Origin of the sequence: Halomonas sp. R57-5, from assembly GCF_900070345.1 — a bacterium.
Taxonomy (GTDB): Bacteria; Pseudomonadota; Gammaproteobacteria; order Pseudomonadales; family Halomonadaceae; genus Vreelandella; species Vreelandella ventosae_B.
Window position 1 is genome coordinate 3982208 of record NZ_LN813019.1, and the last position, 17016, is coordinate 3999223.

General features: G+C 53.1%; 4 protein-coding genes. 2 read left to right on the forward strand and 2 right to left on the reverse strand.

What is annotated here, in order from left to right; all coding sequences use genetic code 11:
- Positions 1-8 precede the first annotated feature (8 nt).
- Positions 9-2219: a TonB-dependent siderophore receptor gene (locus HALO_RS18250; protein ID WP_035577088.1), complete on the forward strand. Its 2211-nt coding sequence runs from the start codon at positions 9-11 to the stop codon at positions 2217-2219.
- 58 nt (positions 2220-2277) lie between these two features.
- Complete coding sequence (locus tag HALO_RS18255) at positions 2278-3141, forward strand: ABC transporter substrate-binding protein (RefSeq protein ID WP_035577087.1); 864 nt, start codon at positions 2278-2280, stop codon at positions 3139-3141.
- 57 nt (positions 3142-3198) lie between these two features.
- Here the strand turns inward: HALO_RS18255 and HALO_RS18260 are convergent, their stop codons facing one another.
- Complete coding sequence (locus tag HALO_RS18260) at positions 3199-13755, reverse strand: non-ribosomal peptide synthetase (RefSeq protein WP_050713809.1); 10557 nt, start codon at positions 13753-13755, stop codon at positions 3199-3201.
- A gap of 24 nt (positions 13756-13779) precedes the next feature.
- Positions 13780-16998, reverse strand: a complete 3219-nt coding sequence (locus HALO_RS18265) for a non-ribosomal peptide synthetase (protein ID WP_050713810.1) — start codon at positions 16996-16998, stop codon at positions 13780-13782.
- Between the last annotated feature and the right edge of the window lie 18 nt (positions 16999-17016).

Sequence of the window (17016 nt, forward strand, 5' to 3'; positions counted from 1 at the left end):
GGATTATCATGCACCAATTTCGTACCGGCCTGCGCAGGAAACTGCTCTCCGTGGCCATTGCTAATGCCTGCGCTGCGACGCTATTCGTGGCACCAGCTGCTCTCGCTCAAGACACTAATCTACAGCCAAATGAAAGCAGCGATACAAGCACCACACTACCGACCCTACAAGTAACCGAAAGCCGCCTCTATGAAGAAGCAACGGGACCAGTTGATGGCTATGTGGCCACACGTAGCGCGACTGGCACAAAAACTGACACTCCTCTTAACGAAGTGCCACAGTCAATATCTGTTATTACCCGCGATGAGGTTGAAGCGCGGGGAGCTCAGTCCATCGGTGACACCTTGAGTTATACCGCAGGCGTTATTGGTAACTCTAACGGGCTAGACCCAAGACGTGACTTTGTTTCCATACGTGGTTTCAGTGCTACAGAGCTTTTTTATCGCGACGGATTGAGGCTCACTGCGTTCAACAACCAGGGAAGAACCGTCTCAGAACCTTATGGTTTAGAGAGAATTGAAGTTCTCAGGGGGCCTTCCTCGGTTCTTTATGGACAAGGCGGCCCAGGGGGAATCGTCAATCTCGTTAGTAAAAAACCCACCGACATACCCCAAGGCGAAGTTCGAGTTTCTACAGGAAGTAACGATCTCAATCAGATCGCTACCGATGTTAGTGGTTATCTAGATGACCAGGGAGCACTGAAGTATCGTTTTGTAGGTTTACTAAGAGATGCGAATGCAGAAATTGACTATACAAAAAATGACCGTACTTATCTTGCACCAAGCCTCTCCTGGACACCGAATGATAGAACTTCTCTCACCTTATTAGCAGAATATAAAGAACTGGATACTGTTGGATCTTACTATGCACTCCCTCAGGCAGGTACATTGGATAGTAACCCCAATGGTGAAATCCCTCGCTCGCGTTTCATCGGTGAGCCTGGCACTGACAACTTCGAACAAACTTATTTTTCAGTGGCAAGTTTATTCGAGCATAAGTTCAATGACACAGTAACCGTTCGGCAAAATACCCGCTATCGTGAAGCAGAAACAGATATTACAAACATTTATGTTGGTCAATTGATGGATGACCTTCGTACAGTACCACGATATGGATTGAGACGAGATGAAAATGTTGACGCTATCACGACGGATAACCAGCTACAATTTGATATAAATACGCAAGGAGTTGATCATAAAATTCTGGTAGGTGTGGATTGGCAAAAAGCCAATAACGATTTCACTGTGGACTTACCTCAAGGCCTCACACCGTTAGATGTCTTCAATCCCGTTTATGGTACTAGCAGCCTCACGTGGACGACCCAAGGCAGCGCTTCACAAGAGTTAGAGCAGACAGGTTTATATCTTCAGGATCAAATAAAAATTGATGACCGCTGGGCTTTAACACTTGCTGGTCGTCATGACTGGAGCAGTCAAACTGATCGTAATCGTCTAACAAATACAGAAAATAAAGCAAGTGACAAAGAATTCACATATCGAGCAGGACTAGCTTACACTGCAGATAATGGATTAACACCCTACATTGGCTACTCTACCTCTTTTTTGCCAGTGGTAGGCCAAGGTGCTGATGGTGCAACTTTTGAACCAGAAACAGCCCAGCAATATGAGACTGGCATAAAATACCTTTCTAATGACGGCAATATTTCAATCACTGGTTCAATATTCGACCTGACTCGCCAAAATGTTACGACTTCCGATTTAAACAACCCAGGTTTCAATCAGCAGACCGGAGAGTGGCGCTCTAGAGGTCTTGAGCTTGAAGGAAGAGCAAGTTTACCAGTTGGTTTAGACCTAGTAGCCAGCTACACTTACTTGGATCTAGAAGTCACTGAAAGCAATACTGACAACCTAGGAAAAAGACCAACAGGACAACCTGAAAATATGGCGAACCTATGGGCCAACTACCACTTTAATAGTGGAACATTGAACGGTTTAGGTCTGGGTGCCGGTGTTCGCTACATAGGCTCAAGTTTCTATGATAGCGCCAATGAAAACTCACTACCTTCTACGACACTTTTTGATGCATCCATGAGCTATGATTTTTCAAGTATCGATGCTAGCTTTGAAGGCTGGCGTGCACAGGTCAATGCGAACAACGTTACAGATAAGGAGTACGTAAGTGACTGTGGATATTTCGGAAACTCGTGTAAGTATGGCGTAGGCAGGAGCGTAATAGGATCTATATCCTACGCTTGGTAAAACAAAGCCCCGAATTTAAATTCGGGGCTTTTTATTTAACCTATTCAATGTCAAAAACATGCTAAAAAAACTTCTACTTACTTTTATTGTTTGCCTATTCTCAAGCTACTCTGCTGGTTCTGAAAGACTGGCAATTGTCACTTCCGATTGGGCTACTGCTGAAACACTTAGCATGCTAGGAGTAACGCCTATAGCAATCACTCAGCTTAGAGGCTATCATATATGGACTGGCAATGAGACCCCATTAGGCGACGCTATCGACATAGGCTTAAAACCTATGCCCAACTTAGAGTTAGTAGCAGACTATAACCCTACGTTTATATTTGGTGATAATTCGATTTTATTACAGCATATTTCAGAGATGGCACCAACTTCTAATATCTCTCTTTACCCTTTTAAGGAAAACCCATGGGAATCTATTATTAATTTTACTTTCGACATTGCAGCACAACTTAATCTCTTGCAAGAAGCTGAGAGAGTTACTGCGCAAGCAAGCCAAAAAATGGCGATTTTAAGGGAAAAAATAGAAGATAAAGCCACTCCAGTTCTGATTGTTCAATTCAGAGATGATCGCCATGCTTGGGTTTACGGGAAAAACAGCTTACTACAAGGTGTTATTGATGAGCTAGGGTTAACCAATGCTTGGGATCAGCCCACAAGTGATATAGGGATTTCACTTGTATCTATCGACCAATTGGCAAGAACAGGAGGTCACCTACTTATTATTGAGAGCCCTGCTTTTCAGGCAACTATCCGTAATCGCCTTGAAAATAGCGGCATCTGGCGAGTACTTATTAGCCAACGCGAAGGAAAAATTACTTATCTTCCCGCCAAGTATTGGCCAATAGGAGCTCTTCCATCCGCTCTTCGGTTTGCAGACTCTTTGACCACCGCACTGACAGATGGTGGTAATGGCTCATAAATAATTGACTCTTCCCAGCATGAAGCTGGGAAGAGAGTTGCATGGTATAACAGCTACTTAGGCTAGGCCTTTATTAGCAATAGGCATATAACGTGAAGCTTCTCTTTCCTGTAATAACTCCACTAATTGCGAAAGTAATGTTTTACCAATGACGATTGAGTAATGATCATCAAAAGTGTTGATTGTGCGCCTCAATAGCTGGCCCAACTGATACTCTAGAGCTTGTCGCTGCTCCTTCGGTCGTCCATCTGCCCACCAGCAGTCTGCTGTACAGCGTAGTTTTGGCAAAGTACTAGTTTTTAATGAAAGAAACTTCAAGTGCCGCGCTACACAAAATATCCGGGCTAATTCCTCGCTACCCAATGCAGCGTAACCCTCACGGCCAGATGCATCGTATGATGCAATCAACCTTTCCAGATTAATGGCAAACTCCTCCTCACTAGGTTCCTTCACGCACGCCTCATTACCGTCGAGCGTTTCAAGCGATACACCTGGCAATATTACTGATGCAAAGTTAACAAAATCCTTCTGCCAATCATCAGCGCTCTTCTGGCCGCTACCGGGGATATAGGGATCCACCAGCGCCAACAGGCTCACCTCCTGGCCTTGCTTTTCAAGCCGTGCCGCAATCATTGCGGCCAAGGTACCACCTAAAGACCAGCCCAATAATCGATAGGGGCCCTGAGACTGCAAGCCCCGGATAGTTGATGCATAATCATCAGCCATCGCTTCCAACGACGTATCACAATGTTGAGGGTCGGTTAGCATTCGGCACGGTAGCCCATATACCGTGCATACTCCCTGTAGACGCCGTGCCAACGGTTGATAGTCGTAAAGGGTGCCCATACCTGCATGCAAACAGAATAATGGTGACTGCCCCTGGCTTTCGCCATTGAGCTTAACCACACCATCTAGCGAAGCATCCGAGGACTCTCCCAGCCCTAACAAGCCAGCAATGGTCGGCTTCTGCATCAGGTCGCGAAGTTTGAAATCGAGCTTAGCAGACTTAAGAGCCCGCACACGGCTTAATACCTTTAGACTTAACAGGGAGTCTCCACCCAGTTCAAAGAAGTTGTCGGTTTCGCCGACTCGTTTGACCCCCAAGACCTCCTGCCAAATTTCAGCCAGCTGCCAAGCTTCTGTAGTTGAAGGTGAAATGTATTCACGGGTTTCTTCTAAATAAGTTTTTGGTAGGGCATTGCGCTCCACTTTACCATTTGCATTCAGCGGTAGTGCATCAAGCATGACCACGTATCCCGGCACCATATAATCCGGCAACTGTTTTCCCAGTCGCTCGCGTAATGCACTTGTGTCTAGCTCAGTACCGGCTTGGAATACTACATAAGCCACCAGACTCGAACTACCGTTGCCTTCTTGGGCAACCACTACTGCTTCTCGAATTTCCGGCTGCGCTAGCAGTTCAGCTTCAATCTCACCTAGCTCAATGCGTAATCCTCGAATTTTTACTTGGTGATCAAGGCGGCCCAGGTACTCGAGCTGGCCATCTTCCCGCCAGCGCACCAGATCGCCGGTGCGGTAGAGGCGCTCACCCTCCGTGAATGGATCGGCGATAAAGCGCTCCGCTGTCAGATCACTGCGATTGAGATATCCACGGGCCAGGCTTACCCCGCCGAGATAGAGCTCTCCAGCGACTCCTGGCGGTGCCATGTTAAGATCACCATCCAAGACGTAGGTACGGGTACCGCTAATGGGTCGCCCAATGGGAATCTGGCGGTGAGCGTCATCACGACACCACCAGTGAGTGACATGAATAGTAGTTTCAGTAGGGCCATAGAGATCATGCAGGTGGGCACCATCAAGACACTCAGCCACATCTTGCTGTAGCGTCGCTGGAACGGCCTCGCCACCGCACATAATATGCTTGAGCCGCGTCTTGGTTTTAACATCGGGATAGGCCAGAAAGGCCTTGAGCATTGAGGGCACAAAATTGAGCGTGGTGACTCCGTGCCGCTGAATTAGCTCAATGATGCGTTCTGGATCCCGGTGGTCGCCTGGCTGGGCAATCACCAAACGTGCCCCGACACTCAGCGGCCAGAAAATCTCCCATACCGAAACATCGAACCCAAACGGCGCCTTGTGCAGTACGGCATCGGTATTGGTGAGTTGATAGGTCTCCTGCATCCAGACCATGCAATTGGTCAAGGCATCATGGCGGATGGCGGCGCCCTTGGGCCGCCCGGTGGATCCTGAGGTATAAATCACATAGGCAAGATGCTCGCCGTGCAGCGTCACCGCTGGATTGGTAGAAGCATGATGCGCAACATCTAGTCGATCCAACTCAACAACGCTTAGTCCATCAGCTACCGGCAATGACGCGCGCAAGTGGTGCTGAGTCAGCAACAGTTCAATGCCACTATCTTCGGCGATGAAGGCCAGCCGCTCCGAGGGGTACTCAGGATCCAGCGGCACATAGGCGCCCCCCGACTTGAGAATAGCCAAAAGGCCCACCACCATATCAATGGAGCGTTCCATGGCGATACCCACTCGAACCTCGGGTTGCACTCCCATCCCAATCAGATAGTGAGCCAAGCGGTTTGCACGAGCATTGAGATCAGCGTAATTGAGATGCTGATTATCAAAGATAAGAGCTGTACTCTCGGGGGTTACCGTAGCTTGACACTCAATCAGATGTTGGACTGGAGAAGGGTTGAGATACTGTTGAGCATTCTCMCCCCACTTGCCCAGCAATTGACGTTCGTCTTTTCCTAACAGACTGATCTCGCTTATTGATTGCTGAGGCGCCGTTTGAAGACTCTTCACAATCCCGGCCATCGCAGCACTCATGTAATCACMCAGCCGCTGGGCACCGATTACACGACTAACTTGCCCTTCCAGTTGGAAGCCATTACCCAGGTCATCCACCGACATAGTGATCGGGTAGTTAGTACGCTCTTGACCACCTAACATTTCCATACCTTCCCAGGTATGAGCGGGACGTCCCTCTCGTTGAGGGGCGCTATAACGGTAATTTAGCAAACTGGTAAACAGTGGAGTCCCTCCAGGTAAACCACTGCAGCGCTGTGCCAGTCCCAGGCTGGCATGCTCATGATGAAGTAGTTCAGACAGAACGTCATGAGTGTGGCGAAGACACTTACCGATACTTTGAGGCCCCATTTTAATACGCACCGGTAGCGTATTGATAAACATACCCAACGCCCGTTCGGCTCCTTCCACGCCTTGCATGCGKCCGAATAGCACGGTACCGAATACCACATCGTCATGCCCCGTGATTTTGCTCAGAACCAACGCCCAGGCTAAGTGGAACAGGCTGGCCGTGCTGACACCATGCCGCTGCGCCTGTCGCCGCACATGCTGGGCTAGCTCTGTTTCCACAGGAACGCGCACTTCTTCAATATCCCCACCATCGCCGAGTACGTCCAGCAATCCGAAAGGCGCTGTTGGCTCATCTATATCGCCCAGCCGCGCACGGAAAAAGGCCTCATGCTCTGCTAGGCTCACCCCTAACCGGGCCTGAGCTACAAAGTTGCGGAATGGGATCGGTCTAGGCAACTCGTCTTCACGGCCTTGTTGAATCAGAGCGATCTCATCTACCAATAGCTCAAGGGTGGTGTGATCCATCACCAAGTGGTGGCTAGGTAACTGCAAGAGCCAGCGGTTTTGCTCGGCATCGTATGCAGCAACCGCTCTTAGCATGGGTGCTCGGCGCACATCCAGGCGGTGATATTGGGGATCCACCTCGACGTTCAGCTGTTCGGCAATATTGAGAGAGGAATCTTGACTCACTTCCAGCCACTCAAGCTCCAGGGCAGCATGCTGGTACACCACCTGCACCGGCTCACGAAGTCCCTCCCAGAGTACGGCGGTGCGAAGAATATCGTGGCGCGCAATGAGCTGATTGAAACTAGCAATAAACTGTTCCAACCGTTCCTGACTATCAAAGCCCAACAGCCGAGGGGTCACATAGGCATCTCCCTTCTCCTGCAGCCGATGGTGGAAGAGAATTCCCTCCTGTAGTGGTGCTAGTGGGTAGATATCCTGGATGTTAGCAGCGCCGCTCGGCACTAGCGCTTCAATCGCGCTGATTTCTTCAATATTGAGTTCAATTAGCGTCAACATCTCAGGCTGCAGCGTTTGGCAGTCATAAGGAATCCGGTTGATGGGGATGACGACCTCGGCTTGCTGTGGCGCTTGTATCAGCGCTTGAGCGAAAGCCTCCAACTCCGGGTATTGGAACAAAGTGCGCACCTGGGCCTTCAGACCTCGATACCGCATTTTCTCCAGCACTTTCAGAGCCAGCAGCGAATGTCCGCCTAACTCGAAGAAGTTATCGTATCGGCCAACACGCTCTACGCTCAACACTTCAGACCAGATCTCTGCTAAGACTTCTTCCACTCCGCCCAGAGGCGGCTCGTACTCCGAGCCACTGTCTAAATCAGGCTCAGGCAATGCTTTACGGTCTACTTTGCCATTGGCATTCAACGGCAGCGCCTCCAGTGTGACCACAACTCCCGGCACCATGTAGTCCGGCAACCGTTGCCCTAGCGCCTCACGTAGTAAATTGGTGTCGAGTTCAAGGTCGGCCTGGGGAACCACGTAGGCCACCAGTCTCGAACCAGTGGAGCTTTCCTGCGCTACCACCACCGCCTCGCGAACCTTCGGCTGCGATAGCAGTTCAGCTTCGATCTCACCTAGTTCAATACGCAGGCCGCGTATTTTCACCTGGTGATCGAGTCGGCCCAGGTACTCGAGCTGGCCATCTTCCCGCCAGCGCACCAGATCGCCGGTGCGGTAGAGGCGCTCGCCCTCCATGAACGGATCGGCGATAAAGCGCTCCGCTGTCAGATCACTGCGATTGAGATATCCACGGGCAAGGCTTATCCCGCCGAGATAGAGCTCTCCCTCAACGCCCTGTGGTACTAGGTTCAGCTCACCATCCAAGACGTAGGTGCGGGTACCGCTAATGGGTCGCCCAATGGGAATCTGGCGGTGAGCGTCATCACGACACCACCAGTGAGTGACATGAATAGTAGTTTCGGTGGGGCCATAGAGATCATGCAGGTGGGCACCGTCGAGGCACTCAGCCACATCCTGCTGTAGCGTGGCTGGAACGGCCTCGCCACCGCACATGATATGTTTGAGCCGCGTCTTGGGTTTAACATCGGGATAGGCCAGGAAGGCCTTGAGCATGGAGGGCACAAAATTAAGCGTGGTGACGCCGTGCCGCTGAATCAGCTCAATGATGCGTTCTGGATCCCGGTGGTCGCCTGGTTGGGCGATCACCAAGCGTGCCCCAACACTCAGCGGCCAGAAAATCTCCCATACCGACACGTCGAACCCGAACGGCGCCTTGTGCAGTACGGCATCGGTATCGGTGAGTTGATAGGTCTCCTGCATCCAGACCATGCAGTTGGTCAAGGCATTATGGCGGATGGCGGCGCCCTTGGGCCGCCCGGTGGATCCCGRGGTATAAATCACATAGGCAAGATTTTCGCCGTGCAGCGTCACCAATGGATTGGTAAAGGCATGATGAGCAACATCCAGCCGATCCAACTCAACAACGCTTAGGCCATCAGCTACCGGCAATGACGCGCGTAAGTGGTGCTGAGTCAGCAATAGTTCAATGCCACTATCTTCGGCGATGAAGGCCAGCCGCTCTGCGGGATACTCGGGATCTAACGGCACATAGGCTCCACCCGCCTTTAGGATAGCCAGTAGCCCCACCACCATCTCGATGGAGCGCTCCATGGCGATACCCACTCGGGTCTCAGGTTTTACGCCTAGGCCGATAAGGTAGTGGGCCAACTGGTTGGCGCGGGTATTGAGTTGGGCGTAGCCAACTGACTGATCTGCAAATATTAATGCAGTAGACTCTGGCGTTAACGCGACTTTGTGCTCAATCAGTCGATGGATTGGCTGAGCAGCAAGATACTGGTATGAATTCACCCCCCATTCMCTTAACAACCGCCGCTCTGCTTCTCCTAACAGGCTGATCTCACTTATCGCTTGCTGCGGTGCCGTTCGAAGCCTTTCTACGATGCCGACCACAGCCGAACGCATGTAATCACACAGCCGATGGGCACCAATCGAACGACTCACCTGGCCCACTAGCTGAAAGCCCTCTCCCAGATCGTCTACCGCCATGCCAAGAGGATAATTGGTACGCTCCTGGCCGCCCAACACTTCCATGCCCTCCCAGGTATGGCTGGAACTTCCTGCTTGCTGGGGAGCGCTATAACGATAGTTCAGCAAACTGGTAAACAGAGGCGCCCCCCCAGATAGATCACTACAGCGCTGCGCGAGACCAAGGCTGGCATGCTCGTGGTGCATTAGATCAGATAGAGTATCGTGGGTGTGACGCAGGCATCTATCGACACCTTGAGTGCCCATTTTGATACGCACAGGGAGCGTATTGATAAACATCCCCAGTGCCCGCTCAGCACCTTCGATGCCCTGCATGCGCCCGAACAGCACGGTGCCGAACACCACATCGTCCCTCCCAGTGGTCTTGCTCAGCACCAAGGCCCAAGCCAGGTGGAACAGGCTAGCCGTGCTCACACCATAGCGCTGAGCCTGTTGCCTCACCTGCTGGGCCAGTGCCGTTTCCAAAGTAACGCGAAATTCCTCGATCTCGCCGCCATCTCCTCGAATATCTAGCATCCCGAAGGGCGCGGTTGGTTCTTCAACATCGCCCAACTGCTCACGGAAGAAGGCCTCATGCTCTTCTTGGTTTATCCCTAGTCGGGTCTGGGCAACGAAATTGCGGAATGGGAGTGGTTTGGGCAGCTCATCTTCACGACCTTGCTGGATCAGGGAAATTTCTTCCACCAATAGCTCGAGGGTAGTGTGATCCATGACCAGGTGGTGGCTAGGTAGCTGCAGCAGCCAGCGTTTTTGCTCAGGATAATGAGCTGCTACTGCTCGCAGCATGGGAGCTCGACGTACATTGAGGCGGTGGTGCTCAGGGTTCACCTCGGCATTCAGTTGTTCGGCAACGCTTTGTGATGAGGCGCCATCCACGTTTAGCCATTCGAGAGCTAACTCGGCATACCGGTAAACCACCTGTACCGGCTCACGCAGGTACTCCCATAACACAGCAGTTCGTAGAATATCGTGACGGGCAATAAGCTGGTTAAAACCATCAATAAAGGCTTCCAGACGTTCTCGGCTGTCGAACCCCAGCAGACGCGGGGTGACATAGGCATCACCCTCTTCCTGCAAACGGTGGTGGAAGAGAATACCTTCCTGCAATGGTGCTAGCGGGTAGATATCCTGGATATTGCGGGCACCACCCGGCACGGCCGCTTCGATGGCGCTGATCTCTTCGCCATTGAGCTCAATCAAAGKCAGCATCTCGGGTTGGATTGCCGAGCAGCCACTTGGAATGCGGTTGGGGGGAATGATGATTTCCTGCTGCTCTGATGTCTGCGTCAATGCCCGGGCAAAGGCCGCCAGTTCTGGGCATTGGAACAGCGTGCGTACCTGCGCCGTCAGTCCCTGATGCCGCATTTTCTCCAACACCTTCAGAGCCAATAATGAATGGCCACCCAGCTCGAAGAAATTATCGTGTCGACCCACCCGCTCGATGCCAAGTATCTCCGACCAGATTTCCGCCAACGCTTCTTCTACATCTCCGTGAGGCGCGTCATACTGCGAGCCACTAGCTAAGTCCGGCTCTGGTAGCGTCTTGCGATCTACTTTGCCGTTGGCATTCAACGGAAGTGCATCAAGCGAGACCACAACGCCCGGCACCATATAATCTGGTAGCTTTTGACCTAGCGCTTCACGTAGTGAGCTAGTGTCGAGTTCACTATCGACTTGGGGAACCACATAAGCGACCAACCTAGAACCACCGGGGCCTTCTTGAGCGACCACTACTGACTCGCGAACTTCTGGCTGAGCTAATAGTTCGGCTTCGATCTCGCCTAGTTCGATACGCAGGCCGCGGATCTTTACCTGGTGATCAAGACGGCCCAGGTATTCGAGCTGACCGTCCTCCCGCCAGCGCACCAAGTCGCCGGCGCGGTAGAGGCGTTCTCCCTGCACAAAGGGATCAGCGACGAATCGTTCCGCCGTTAAGCCTTCGCGATTCAAGTAACCCCGTGCTAAGCCCACGCCACCGAGATAGAGTTCACCCGCGACCGCGGGCGGCACCATGTTGAGATCACTATCCAGTACGTAGGTGCGGATACCGGCGATCGGTTGACCTATAGCGACTTGGTTGAGTCCATCGTCTTGGCATGTCCAGTGAGTAACGTCGATGGCCGCCTCGGTAGGGCCATAGAGGTTGTAGAGTCCCGTGTGAGGCAGTCGTGCAAACACTTGGTTCTGCAACTCCGCCGGCAGCGCTTCGCCGCTGCATACCACGCGCATCAGACTCGTACAGGCTTCTTCTATCTCACCCACACCMCCGCCATGCGCCAGGAAGGCCTGCAGCATCGACGGGACAAAGTGTAGCGTGGTGATCTTGTGGGTACGGATCAGCTCGACCAGTTGTGCCGGTTCGCGATGGGCACCTGGTGGCGCCATCACCAGTCGCGCCCCCTGCATCAGCGGCCAGAAGAACTCCCACACCGAGACGTCGAAGCTGAACGGCGTTTTCTGTAACACCACATCGTTGGCCGTTAGACCATAGGCCTCCTGCATCCACTGCAAGCGATTAGTCAACGCGTGATGGCGATTGGCCGCGCCCTTGGGTCGCCCAGTAGAGCCCGAGGTGTAGATCACATAGGCAAGGTGCTCGCTATGCAGCGCCACAGCTGGATTGGTAAAAGCATGATGAGCAACGTCCAGCCGATCCAACTCAACAACTCTCAGAGCATTGGTTACCGGCAATGATTCACGCAAGTGGTGCTGGGTGAGCAGCAGTTCGATGCCGCTGTCCTCGACCATATAGGCCAATCGCTCGGCGGGGTAATCCGGATCCAACGGTACATAGGCGCCCCCCGCCTTGAGAATACCCAACAGCCCCACCACCATCTCAATGGAGCGCTCCATCGCAATGCCCACTCGAGTTTCGGGACATACGCCTAGATCGATTAGATAGTGCCCGAGGCGATTGGCGCGAGTATTAAGCTCGCTATAGCTAAGCGACTGATCTTCAAATACTAGCGCTGTGGCCTCTGGATTTTCCGTAGTCTGCCGCTCAATCAGGTGCTGGATCGTACCAATTCCTATGAAGCGCGGAGAGTTATCCCCCCACTCGGCCAACTCTCGTCTCTCACTGGCGCCGAGAATATCAAGCTCTCCCAGGCGACTATTGTAATTCTCGCAAAGTGTCGTCAAGACCTGCTGGTAGCGCTCGAGCAGCTTTTCAGCAGTCCCCTGCTCGAAGAGATCGGTACGATACTCCAGATCGCATTGAACGCCTTCCTTTCCAATCACACAATTGAGGGAAAGCTCGAATTTAGTCGTGCCATTTTCTGCCCTCATTGGCTCAGCAATGACGCCATCAAATTCCAGTTGCTCGGCGTCACCATCCATCTGTACGCCAAACATAACCTGGAACAGAGGATTGCGTGACGGATCGCGCTGCTCACTACGAGCTTCCAATAGTATCTCTAGGGGCAGATCCGCATGATTCATCAACCCGAGAGCATCTTTCCTAACCTGCTGGACGATATCGCGAAGCGTCATAGCAGGCGATAAGTTGGCGCGAAACACTTGAGTAGATACAAAGTAGCCCATCAGGTCTTGCAGCTCATCGAACGGCCGACCAGCATGAGGCACTCCAACAGCGAACTCCATCTGATCGCTGTAGCGCGCCAGTAGGGCTTGCCATGCCGCTAATAGGATCATGAATGGCGTACACTTTTCTTTCCGACAGAGTTGTCGCAGCGCATCAACAAGGTCAGCAGGCAGAGCTATAGAAGAACGGGCACCTGAAAACTTCTGCACCCCAGGGCGCTTATAGTCAGTGGGGAGCTCGATGTCTGGTACTTGGTCACCCAGATAACTATTCCAATACGCTAAACTTTTCTCAAACTCACCACGCTCATATCTCTCGCGTTGCCAGGCTGCATAGTCTGTATATTGGATATTCAGTTCTGGTAGAAAGGCCTCATCCTGGGATGCCACTGCCAAGCAGTAAGCTGTTTTCAAATCCTTGGCGAGAATAGGGTTCGACCAAGCATCGGAAACGATGTGGTGCATACACACAGCAAGCACTTGCTCTTGCTCACCCACTTTTATCCATCTCGCCACTAAGGCCGGTGAGACGGTAAGGTCAAAGACATGGCTTGTAACTTCATTAATGGATACAGCCAGCCGAGCTTCTCGCTCTGACGGCGTTAGTATTGATAAATCCTCGCACTGCAGTTCGAACTTTGCACCGGTGGTAACCACTTGCATCGGTTCGCCGTTTCGTTCGACGAAATGAGTACGCAGTACGGCATGTCGTGCAATAACAGCCTTAAAAGCTCGCTCCAGTGCCTCAGGATTTACTTCCCCCTTTAGGTGAAAGACCCGTGGAAGATTGTAGGCACTCAACCCTGGCTCCATGTTCTGCAGTAGCCATAACTGATGCTGAGAGAAAGAGAGGGGAACGTGCTCTCCTACCTGGGTGCTCGCTACGATACTCTCTTGATACCGCCCACTCTGATTAGCGGCTAGAGATTCCTGACTCATACCATTCATTGATGAATCCTTAACTAGAGGCTGCTATTCGATTGAAAAGGAAGGATGTGCCTCTTCCTGTATTCCGTATTCACTCTCGCGTAGAGCGGCCCTCAGCTCGGCAACGGTGGGATGATCGAACACCACACCGGGGGCTATCTCGATGCCGAACTGCTTACGAATGCGTGCCACCAGCTTGATCACCAGCAAGGAGTGCCCACCCAGCTCGAAGAAGTCGTCATCAATGCCTACCTCATCGCGACCAAGCAGCTCAGCCATGGCCTGACACAGGTTGGCTTCCACGGCATCCCGGGGCTTCACCAAGGTTTTTCTTTCCGCTGTTTTTTGGGCCAAGGCTTCCAGCGCGGAGGTGTCTACCTTGCCGTTACCTAGGCGCGGGAAATGCTCAACAGGGATAAAACGAGAAGGAAGCATGGACTCAGGCAGTAGCACAGCCAGCTGCTCGCGAAGCTGGGCTTGGCCCTCAACGGACGTTACCTCGGCGTCAGCGATCAGGAACGCTACGAGTTCCTGGGTATCACCGCCCCGTCCCATCAGGCGAACCAGGCTCTGTTTAACCCCTGGCTGTGCTTGCAACATGCTTTCGATTTCCGCCGGTTCGATCCGGAAACCACGCAGCTTGACCTGATCGTCGGCTCGCCCAATAAGGCGTACGCCMCCCTCGGGCAGCACACACGCCAGATCGCCTGTGCGATAGAGACGTTCACCGGGAATAAAGGGATCTTCGACAAACGCGGAAGCATCGCTATTGAGATAGCCGCGCGCCAGTTGGGCGCCGCCCAGATACAGCTCACCTACGCCACCAGTGGGGGTCGCGTGCAAGTTATCGTCAAGTACTCGGAAGCGGCAATTCGGCAGCAACTGGGTTAGCGGTAGCGGGCCCTCAACGTCTTGCGCCAGCGATACCGGGTGCACCATAACGCCCACCGTGGCTTCTGTGGGGCCATAGTGGTTGTATAGCTGGCACTCGGGGGAGATCCGCGCGATGCTCGAAAGTAAGGCAGATGAAGTTGCCTCACCGCCTAAAATCAGTGTTTTCGGCAACCGGGGAGCTTCGCACTCCAGCAGGGCCTCCAGATGGGACGGCACTATCTTGAGTGCATCGATATCGGCCGCCGACATAAAGCGCGCGAAGTGGTCGCCATCCTGCATATCGTCAGGTGCGGCGATCACCAGGCGGGCACCATTGAACAAGGCGCCGAACAGCGCCGTATTGCCCAGGTCGGTGGCCAGCGACCCGGTCAACGCCCAGCGCTGGCATACCGATAGCCCCATGGCCTTTGTGGCACCGGCGACGTAATTGAGCAGTTGACCATGCTCAATTACCACGCCTTTTGGCGTGCCGGTGGAGCCAGAGGTATAGAGAAGGTAAGCCACCTCGCCGAGGTCAGGCTCTGGAAACGACAAGGCACTACCCGCTTCATCCACTTCTTTTGGCAGCCCCACACTGCGGATGCCGGGAAGGGCCAGTGAAGTGGGTTCCGCCTCGGCGTTTTCAGCGCTTACTACTAGCGCGGGCTGGGCATCCTCAAGCACCCGCCGTTTACGATCTACGGGCCACTCTGGATCAAGCGGCAGGTAGGCGGCACCTACACGCCATACTGCCAGTAGCAGCACGACCAAATCAGTGGAACGGGGCAAATTGAGCGCTACATAATCTCCATGTTTGACGCCCTGATTATCCAACCACCGCGCGATACCATTGATGCGGGCTTCTAATTGGGCGTAGCTCAGCGTGCGGCCCTGCTCTTCAATGGCAATGGCATCAGGCGCCGAAGCCGCCCAGGCAGCGATATGGGCCGCTACGCTACGTTCCCCAACATCAACTTTTTCATCGTCGGCCAACAACAATGCCCGCTGCTTTTCAGGGGAAACAAGCGGCACCAAAAATAGTTTTTGCGCGGGGTCGGCTAGGCCCGCCTGTAGCAGCGCCTGGTACTGCCCCAGCAGACACTCAGCCGCCGCTCGGCTATAGCAAGATGGGTCGGCGCAGAGCGTCGCCACCACGCCGCTCTTACTGCGGCCTATCTGCAAGGCAAGTTCAAATTCTGCCGATGGCCCTGGCAACTCTCGCAAGCGCCACTGCAAACCTGCCGTATTTAACTCATTCACGCCTTCTGAAAATGCGAACCCCACTGCGAGGTGGCGCTTATCAGGCAGCGCATCAATCGACCAATACTCTTGGGCTTGGGTATGCGCTTCTAACTGCTCTGATAAACGGGCGATACAGCCAGAGAAATCGCTATCAGCGACACCTTCAACCAGTACCGGCAGTACCTTGTCGAAGAGCCCGATCGCCCCTTGCATCACCTCGTAATCCTGACGGCAGTCGTGTTGCCAGCCACCTAGCACMCTCTCATTGCCGCTAATTCTGGCGAGTAACGCCCACCAAGCTGCCTGCAATACTGCCTCAGCGGATACTTGAAGCTCGTCTGCAAGGCTATCGATACGCGCCACTTGGTCTGGTTCGAGCCGACAAGCCACATATTCATGCTCTACCCGCACGCCATAGCGATTCGCTTGCCTTGCAGGTAAACAGCATGCGCCTGCCTGCTCGGCATGCTGCTGGTGCCTTTGCCAATACTCACGGCCCTCTTCAGCGTCATCGTCGTTTTCGAGAGAAGCGCGCCACTCGATGAACTGGGAATACTGCAGCGCAGACTCATCATCGGCTCCTCCGCTCTGATCGTAAGCCTCCACCAACGCCGAGAACAGCGACTGCAGGCTGCCGCGATCCGCCACCAACGCCGAAACAGCCAGCACTAATACCCAGTTTTTTTCACCAGTACGCAGCAGCGCTGGACGTAGCAGCTCGCCACTCTCGACCGCCATGGGCCGAAGCTTGAGTGCCTCGCTATAGTTTTTGAGAGCGTCATTGAGATCACCGTCGAGCAGTGGTTCCTGTTCATATCTGCCGCGTAAGTCCTCATACCGCCACTCAATAGCAGGTAGTTCTTCAAGCGCCTGGTGTCGCAGCCCGCGATACCCCGCTACGCTCTTCAGAGCCGTCGATAGGGCTTCATGCTGCTGCCTAACATTACTCAGTGCGCTTTCTAGCCGTGAGCTATCAAGTGCACCTTGAATATCGGCCACCATAACTTTGGCTTGCACCATGACATCGACCTGCGCAGACGCTGCCTGCTGGGTGCCACCTTCATTAGTTTCCGCCGCCGTCAGTACCGCGCGCTGTTCAGGGCTAAGCGGCCAATGGGCAAGGCTCTGCTGTTCCGTTATCGCATTCATTTATTGACTCCCAATACC